Origin of the sequence: Mesorhizobium sp. M1A.F.Ca.ET.072.01.1.1 (assembly GCF_004023325.1) — a bacterium.
Taxonomy (GTDB): Bacteria; Pseudomonadota; Alphaproteobacteria; order Rhizobiales; family Rhizobiaceae; genus Mesorhizobium.
Genome location: NZ_RZSF01000319.1, coordinates 1 through 7,644, shown reverse-complemented (window position 1 = coordinate 7,644; position 7,644 = coordinate 1). Strand labels below are relative to the sequence as shown.

The 7,644-nt window shown below is 61.3% G+C and carries 6 protein-coding genes and 1 pseudogene; 5 read left to right on the top strand and 2 right to left on the bottom strand.

Features of this window, described 5'->3' with window-relative positions:
- Positions 1–1,384: ABC transporter ATP-binding protein (locus EOA32_RS30055; RefSeq protein ID WP_145971387.1), on the top strand; the 1,384-nt coding region annotated here is incomplete at its 5' end.
- On the opposite strand, the gene EOA32_RS30050 is transcribed toward EOA32_RS30055, so the two are convergent.
- Both EOA32_RS30050 and EOA32_RS30045 read right to left on the bottom strand, forming a co-directional pair.
- Positions 1,381–2,220: a class I SAM-dependent methyltransferase gene (locus tag EOA32_RS30050; RefSeq protein ID WP_128373650.1), complete on the bottom strand. Its 840-nt coding sequence runs from the start codon at positions 2,218–2,220 to the stop codon at positions 1,381–1,383. The two genes, EOA32_RS30055 and EOA32_RS30050, sit on opposite strands and share 4 nt — an antisense overlap.
- Positions 2,217–3,347 (bottom strand): glycosyltransferase family 4 protein, encoded by a 1,131-nt coding sequence (locus tag EOA32_RS30045; protein WP_128373649.1) that lies wholly within the window; start codon positions 3,345–3,347, stop codon positions 2,217–2,219. The genes EOA32_RS30050 and EOA32_RS30045 overlap by 4 nt, the downstream gene beginning before the upstream one ends.
- A 236-nt stretch (positions 3,348–3,583) precedes the next feature.
- Between EOA32_RS30045 and EOA32_RS30040 the strand changes: the two genes are divergently transcribed.
- The 4 genes and pseudogenes from EOA32_RS30040 to EOA32_RS30025 all read left to right on the top strand — a co-directional run.
- Positions 3,584–4,861 carry a nucleotide sugar dehydrogenase gene (locus EOA32_RS30040; RefSeq protein ID WP_128373648.1) on the top strand — a complete coding sequence of 426 codons (1,278 nt, stop codon included), beginning with the start codon at positions 3,584–3,586 and terminating at the stop codon, positions 4,859–4,861.
- 32 nt (positions 4,862–4,893) lie between these two features.
- A complete protein-coding gene (locus EOA32_RS30035) occupies positions 4,894–5,913 on the top strand; it encodes an NAD-dependent epimerase (RefSeq protein ID WP_189407487.1) in 1,020 nt (339 codons plus the stop codon).
- Positions 5,910–6,758, top strand: coding sequence for a class I SAM-dependent methyltransferase (locus EOA32_RS30030; protein ID WP_189407485.1), 849 nt, complete (start codon positions 5,910–5,912; stop codon positions 6,756–6,758). The genes EOA32_RS30035 and EOA32_RS30030 overlap by 4 nt, the downstream gene beginning before the upstream one ends.
- Positions 6,759–6,846: 88 nt before the next feature.
- Positions 6,847–7,644 (top strand): annotated as a pseudogene (locus EOA32_RS30025) (asparagine synthetase B); the annotation flags it as partial.

Here is a 7,644-nt window from a genome sequence, read left to right as displayed (position 1 = left end):
GCCCTATAGCTATCACGTTTCGCGCAACTCCAGTTCCGTGCTTGCCGCGCTGCGGCAGGTCCAGGCCGTCACCGCCGGCGTAATGCTGCCTCTGTTGCAGTCGATTAGCGGAATCATCATCGGGGCCTTCATTGTCGCCGCGCTATTTGCCCTAAGTTCTTTCATCACCTTCGTCATCTTCGCGGGGTTTGGGGCGGTCTACCTCGCCATGTCGCTCGTCATCCGAAAACATCTCAAGAGGAACGCAAGGATCATTGCGAGCGTGCAGGCCGAGGGCATCCGCTCGGTTCAGGAGGGCCTTGGCGGCATTCGCGACGTCATCATCAACGACACCCAGCCCTACTTTCTCTCCCGTTACAGCGAACTCGACATGCACCTGCAGCGCGCCAATGCCACTAACGCGCTGGCGGCAGGTGCTCCCCGTTACGCGATCGAAGCCGCGGGAATGGTGATCATCGCGGTGCTTGCCTATTTCCTGATCACTCGATCGAACAATGCCGGCCAGGTGCTCCCCATGCTCGGGACGTTCGTTCTCGGCGCGCAGCGTCTGCTTCCATCGATGCAGCTTGTTTACGGCAATTGGGCCCTCATACTCAGCAACCTTGCTGGCGCCGAGGTTGTGCTTGACGCCCTGGAAGCGCCTCTCCCCGCCGACTGGAACCATCCAGCAGCCGCCAAGCGGCTTCCATTCCATCGGGCGATTTTGCTGCGCGACGTGTCGTTCAGCTACGCCCCTGGGCAGGCCCCAATACTCGAGCGCTTCAACCTGACGATCGCCAAGGGGACCAAGGTCGGCTTCATCGGCAAGACCGGCAGCGGAAAAAGCACGACGGTGGACCTTGTGATGGGGTTGCTCGAGCCAACCAGCGGCACGATCGAAATTGACGGACAGCGGCTGGATGGGACTACCCGGCGCGCTTGGCGGCAACAGGTCGCCCATGTGCCGCAGAGCATCTTTCTTGCGGACGCCTCGATCGCCGAAAATATCGCTTTTGGCATAGATCCCGCCATGATCGACCTGAACCGCGTCCGCAATGCGGCGCAGCAGGCGGCCCTGTCCGATTTCATCGACAGTTTGCCGCAAGGCTACGAGACCAGGGTCGGCGAGCGTGGGGTCCGGCTGTCGGGCGGCCAGCGGCAACGGATCGGCATCGCGCGGGCGCTCTACAAGCAGGCGACCGTGCTTGTCTTCGACGAGGCCACCAGCGCGCTCGACACCGAGACCGAGGCGGCGGTCATGGACGCGATCAAGGAACTGCCCGCCGAGCTCACGGTGCTCATCATTGCCCATCGCCTCACGACCGTGGAGAATTGCGACGAGATCGTCACGATCGAGGATGGGCGGCCGAGCATATGGAGTAGAGCCAGCGGGCAGATCAATTAGTCCTGCTTGGACAGGGCCGCCTTCGGACTCTGGAAAAGAAACTCCGTGCAAGCCTCGCCCGTGGACATTCTGACGAGTTCGAATTCGAACCTGTCCATCAGGAAATCGACCACGGCCCGATCGTCGGCGAATTCCATCGGCCAGCCGCCGAGCCAGTCTCGGACATCGGTCATGTAGCTCATTCCGCGCCCTTTTTTCTTCTCGTGGATCTGCCTGAGGAGGCCGGGCAGCCGGAACGGATTGCCGCCGAGGCCAAAGCGCCAGATGTACCAGCATTCCATCCATCGCCTTTGGCTCGAGTTCGCGGCGTTGTACCGACGCTTCACGTCGAGCCAGAATTCAGCCGATGGACGGACGACGTTCGAAGAATACAGCGCGATAAAGAAGAGGCCGCCAGGCGCTACCCTGCGAGCGGCGTTTTCTACGGCTTGCCACATCGCGCCCGTGTGGTGAAGCACGCCCCATGAATAGACAAGGCTCCAGGTGCCAAGCTTCTCAAGATATCCGCCGTCGAGCACATCGCCCCGTTCGACCGTCCAGTTCGCTGGCTCACCGGCTAGTTGGCGGAGCTTGCTGGTTGTGCTGACTGAGAGAGGATCGAAATCGAAGGAATGGATCCGGCCCGCCTTTGCGTCGAAGGCTGCAAGCGAGTGCAACCCGCTTCCGCTGCCTATATCGAGAAAATCCATTCCTTCGAGGCTCTCCTTGCCGAGGAAGGACAGAAGCTTCTCCGCCGCTGCCTGACGGCGTTCAGCGGAATAGTGCCTGTCGACGAAAGAGGCCCAGTTGGCACCGAATTCATAGCGGGCGGGCGTGGAATTTTCTGAGTACGTCATTCTGCAGCCTGTTGTCCGGATTCGATGATTTCCATCATATGGGCCGTGACTTTCTGAACATCATAGCGCAGTTCGGCGAGTGACCGACTGCTCTGCGCCATGCTTTTGGTCTGGTCCGGGTTGTCGATCAGGTGGATCATGGCTTCGGCCAGATGTGTCGTAGCGCCCACTGGCACGAGGAGGCCATTTACGCCGGGAACAATTGGTGCACGGCAGCCCGGCGCGTCGGTCGTGATCACCGGGCGGCCCATTGCCATTGCCTCCAACACCGAGCGGGAAGTTCCCTCCCGATAGGAGGGGAGGACGTAGATACGCGAATTGGCGATGGCGTCGCGGACGTCGCCCACAGCTCCATGATAGCGGACCGTACCGTCCGCCACGGCCGCCTCCACCTCCGAGACCGGAAATCCCGCAGGATTCGGGTCTCTATCGCCGACGAGGTCGAAGCGAGCCTCCGGCCGGGCCGCCCTCACCTGCCGCGCCGCACCCAGGTATTCCGCAAGGCCCTTGTCGCGAAGCAGACGGGCAATCATAAGGAAGCGTGGCTCATCCGGCAGCGGCGCTACCTTGAAGCGATCCAGGTCGACTCCTGACCCGTTGACGACATTGGCCGGCGTCCGCCCAAGCAGCCCCTGGCGGCGGAAATCATCCCTGTCATCCTCATTCTGGAATGTGGCTGTGGTGGCGACGCGCAGGCTGGCGGCATAAAGAAGTCGCGCCACTGCATTGACGACCTTCCAGTGCAGCGACCTATGTCGGTCCGTGAACGCGTAACCGAGACCGGTGATCAGTGCGTGCCGACGCGGAACCCTTGCGGCCAAGGCGGCGGGTATGCCGTAAACAATCGGCTTGATCGCACATGCCAGCAGCACCCCGGGCCGAAGTGCCCGCATCATCCTGTAGAGCCGCAGCGCCAAGATCGCATCGCCGAAAGGAGCGACGGCCGCGCGTGCCATGGGCAGATGGTGATAGTGGATGCCGTTTTCACCCAGCCAGCGAACGGTAGTCGCGTCAAAGGGCGCTGCAGCATGGACCTGATAGCCGGCAGTGCGCAGCGCAAGAAGAAGATGTCCTCGGGTAGTTGCAAGGGACTTTGGTTCGCTCACGATGACCAGGAAACGGTTCATGCATCGATCTTCCCAGGCTGATTGCCGGCTGACTCGCCCTTGTAAGTCTTCTGGCCTTGCAAACCAATTCTGCGGCGGGGTTTCCACAGCATCGATCAAGACGTTCAGGGCCAAAAGCAATGTTGTCCGTCGAGTTTTAGGTGGAGACTTCTGTATTCATCACCGCGACTCGTTGAATTCGCTCACAGCCTGCCATACAAGCGCATCGAGCATAAGCGAGCCAAGGAAGTCGGTGCATGTCCGAACGCATTGCTGTAATCGGCCTCGGCTACGTCGGCCTTCCCGTGGCCGTTGCCTTCGCGAAGGTTTTTCCGGGCACGGTCGCATTCGATATCAGCGAGCGTCGGGTCAGCGAGCTGCGCGACGGCATCGACCGGACTGGGGAGGTCGACGCGTCGTCGCTCAGGGACTCCTCGATTGTGCTTACGACCGACCGCGAGGCGCTGAAAGGAGCCACTTTCTTCGTTGTCGCCGTGCCGACCCCGATCGACGTCAACCGAGCCCCCGATCTTGCCCCTCTAGCCCTGGCATCTGAAATCGTCGGGGAAGCGGCAAGCAAAGGTGCGGTCGTCGTGTTCGAATCGACGGTGTACCCAGGCGTGACGGAAGACTTCTGTGGGCCGATCATCGAACGAGCTTCCGGGCTGCGGCACCCCGACGACTTCGCGCTTGGCTATTCACCCGAACGGGCGAATCCCGGCGACCGGGAGCACTCGTTGCAACGGATCATCAAAGTCGTCTCCGGAGAAAATGCCGAGACGCTGGAGCGCGTGGCGGCCGCTTACGGCCGGATCGTCGACGCCGGCATCTACCGGGCCCCGTCGATCAAGGTGGCCGAGGCGGCGAAAGTGATCGAAAACACGCAGCGCGACCTCAACATCGCGCTGATGAACGAGCTCGCCATGATCTTCGAGCGGCTTCAGATTCGGACGCAGGACGTCCTTGATGCCGCGTCGACAAAATGGAACTTCCTTCCCTTCAAGCCCGGCTTTGTGGGAGGACACTGCATCAGCGTTGACCCCTATTACCTGACCGCCAAGGCGGAGGCCGAGGGCTACCATCCGCAGATCATCCTCGCCGGCCGCCGCATCAATGACGGCATGGGAGCCTTCGTTGCCCAGCAGGTCGTCAAGCAGCTCATCCGTTCGGACATGCCCGTGAAAGGTGCTTCCGTCGGCATTCTCGGGCTGACCTTCAAGGAGGATGTTCCGGATTTGCGTAACAGCCGGGTTTTCGACATGGTGAGGGAGCTGCGGCAGTTCGGCCTCGCCCCCAAGGTCCACGACCCTCTCGCCGATGCCGAGACCGCCCGCCGCGACTATGGCGAAACAATCCTGCCGATCGAGGACATGACCGATCTGCAGGCTCTTGTCCTGGCGGTACCGCATAAACATTATTCACGGGAAAAATCCCGTATCTTCGACATGATCAGGCCAGGCGGAACGCTGTTCGACGTCAAGTCAGCGATCAAGCCCGAGGAAATCCCCGAAAACATAAGGTACTGGAGCCTGTGAGCTCGATCTGAATTGAACATCGAGGAAATGTTTTGACATCAAGCAGGCCGATTCTGGTCACCGGCGCAGCCGGCTTCATAGGTTTCCATCTCTGTCAGAGACTGCTCTCCGATGGCCGGCAGGTCGTCGGACTGGACTCCATGAACGAGTACTACGACGTCAACCTGAAGCGGGCGCGGCTCGAACGGCTGAACGGGTTTCCCAACTTTCGGTTCGAGCATGTCGATCTCACGGAGCGTGACCGTATTTCGGCGCTGTTTTTGTCAACCGCGCCGGGGATCGTCGTCAATCTCGCAGCGCAGGCCGGCGTGCGCTATTCGCTGACCAATCCGCACGCCTATGCGGAAAGCAATCTCAACGGCTTTCTCAACATCCTCGAAGGATGCCGGCACGCCTCGGTTGGCCATCTGGTCTATGCCTCGTCCAGTTCGATCTACGGCGGCAGCACCCGAATGCCGTTCTCCGTTCACGATTCAGCCGACCATCCGCTCAGCCTCTATGCGGCAAGCAAGAAGGCCAACGAGCTTATGGCGCACACCTACAGCCATCTGTTTGGAACGCCGACAACGGGACTGCGCTTCTTCACCGTCTACGGCCCATGGGGGCGGCCCGACATGGCCCTGTTCATCTTCACCAGGGCTATACTCGCTGGCGAACCGATCGACGTCTTCAACCACGGCAGCATGCAGCGTGACTTCACCTATATCGACGACATCGTCGAAGGCCTAGTCCGCGTGATGCAACGTCCCGCAACAGCCAATCCGGAATGGAGAAGTGCGGCGCCCGATCCAGCGACCAGCAGCGCGCCTTTCAGAATCCACAATATCGGAGGGAACTCGCCCGTTCAGCTGAACAGATTGATCGAAGTGCTCGAGGACGCGCTGGGCAGAAAGGCAATCCGCAACCTCATGCCGCTCCAGCCTGGCGACGTTCCGGCAACGTACGCCGACGTCAGCTCGCTTGAGGAGGCGACCGGCTTCAGGCCCAAGGTGTCGGTCGAGGCCGGCGTTCCGCGTTTCGTGGAATGGTATCGGGAATTCTATCAGGTATGACCGGGAGCGAGTCTTCGATCTGCGAGCAGCATGGCCAAGGGGGAGCGTCTACGGAAGCGCGCTATGATTTCGGCCGGAACTGGTCCGAGCTGGCCGCGCGGTTCGAGGAAGAGCACCTGGATCATGCTTGCGAGGACCTGCGCCGTCTTGTTGGCGACGTGAAAGGCCGGACTTTTCTCGACATAGGTTGCGGATCAGGCCTGCATTCGGCGGCGGCTCTCCGGCTGGGCGCGCGGAAAGTCTTGGCGCTTGATTACGACGTCGGTTGCGTCGAAACGGCGAATGCCGTCCTCTCCCGGTTTGCGCCGAACGGGAACTGGCGCGCCAGGCGGGGTGACGTCCTCAACAAGGGCTCCCTTCCGTCCGAGACGTTTGACGTCGTGTATTCCTGGGGCGTTCTGCACCATACGGGCGACATGTGGGCGGCCATTCGCAACGCCGCTGAGTTTGTCGGCCCCAGCGGCTGGCTCGCCATCGCGATCTACCTGAAAACGCCTCTTTGCGGATTCTGGACGGCCGAAAAGAGGCTTTATTCCTCCCAGCGATGGTTGCGGCCGCCAGTGAAAGCGCTCTTCGTCTCCGCTTACATGCTTGCGAGGACGCTGCGCCACCGGGACGCGTTCTCCTTCGTCCGCAATTACCGGGAACGGCGCGGCATGGAATTCCTGGCGGACGTCGACGACTGGCTTGGCGGATATCCTTACCAGTCAGCATCGGCCGCGGAGCTGGAGGCCATGGTCGAAAGCCTCGGTTTCCGAACGAAAGAGCGGTTCAACGTGAATGCCGGCGTCGGCCTTTTCGGTACGGGCTGTGGCGAATGGTGTTTCGAAAGGACGCATTGCTGACCGCTGCGGTTTTCTTCCGGCTGCGTTCGCCGCACAGAGGATTGAAGGTGAAGACTCGCGCGTGGCCATGATGGAGCGTTGTCGCTGAATGTGCGGTATTGTCGGGATTGTCGGAGGAGCGGCCGCGACGAGCAGCGGCGCCTTCACCGCACGCCGCATGGCGGACATGATCCGGCATCGCGGACCGGATGGCGACGGCGTCTGGACCGACGCCGAGGCCGGCGTCGCTCTCAGCCAGCGCCGGCTGGCAATCGTCGATCTGTCGTCCGCCGGCGCGCAGCCGATGGCTTCGCACAGCGGCCGCTTTGTCATTGTCTTCAACGGGGAAATCTACAATCACGCCGACATGCGCGCGCTCCTCGATCGGAAGCATGGCGATCATGCCTGGCGCGGGCATTCCGACACTGAGGTCCTTCTGGCCGCGATCGAAGAGCTGGGCCTGAGGAAGGCCCTCGAATTGTCCGTCGGCATGTTCGCGTTCGGCCTTTGGGACCGGCGGGAGAGAACGCTCGTGCTTGGGCGCGACCGCCTGGGAGAGAAGCCGTTGTACTACGGCCGCATTGGCAATGCGTTCACGTTCGCCTCGGAACTCAAGGCGTTTCATCCGCTGCCAAATTGGCGCCCGGAAATCGACCGGAACGCGCTGATGCTGTTGATGCGCCACAACTACATCCCCGCGCCCTACAGCATTTATCGGGGCATCAGGAAATTGAGACCGGGTCACTTTCTGGTCCTTTCCGAAAGCATGCGGGAGCCGCGCGTCGAGCGCTATTGGAGCGCGAAGGAGATTGCGGAACAGGGCCGTCGGGACCCGTTTCAGGGAAGCCCCGAAGAGGCGGTCGATGAGCTCGAGCGCCATCTTCGCCGCTCGCTCGAAGGACAGATG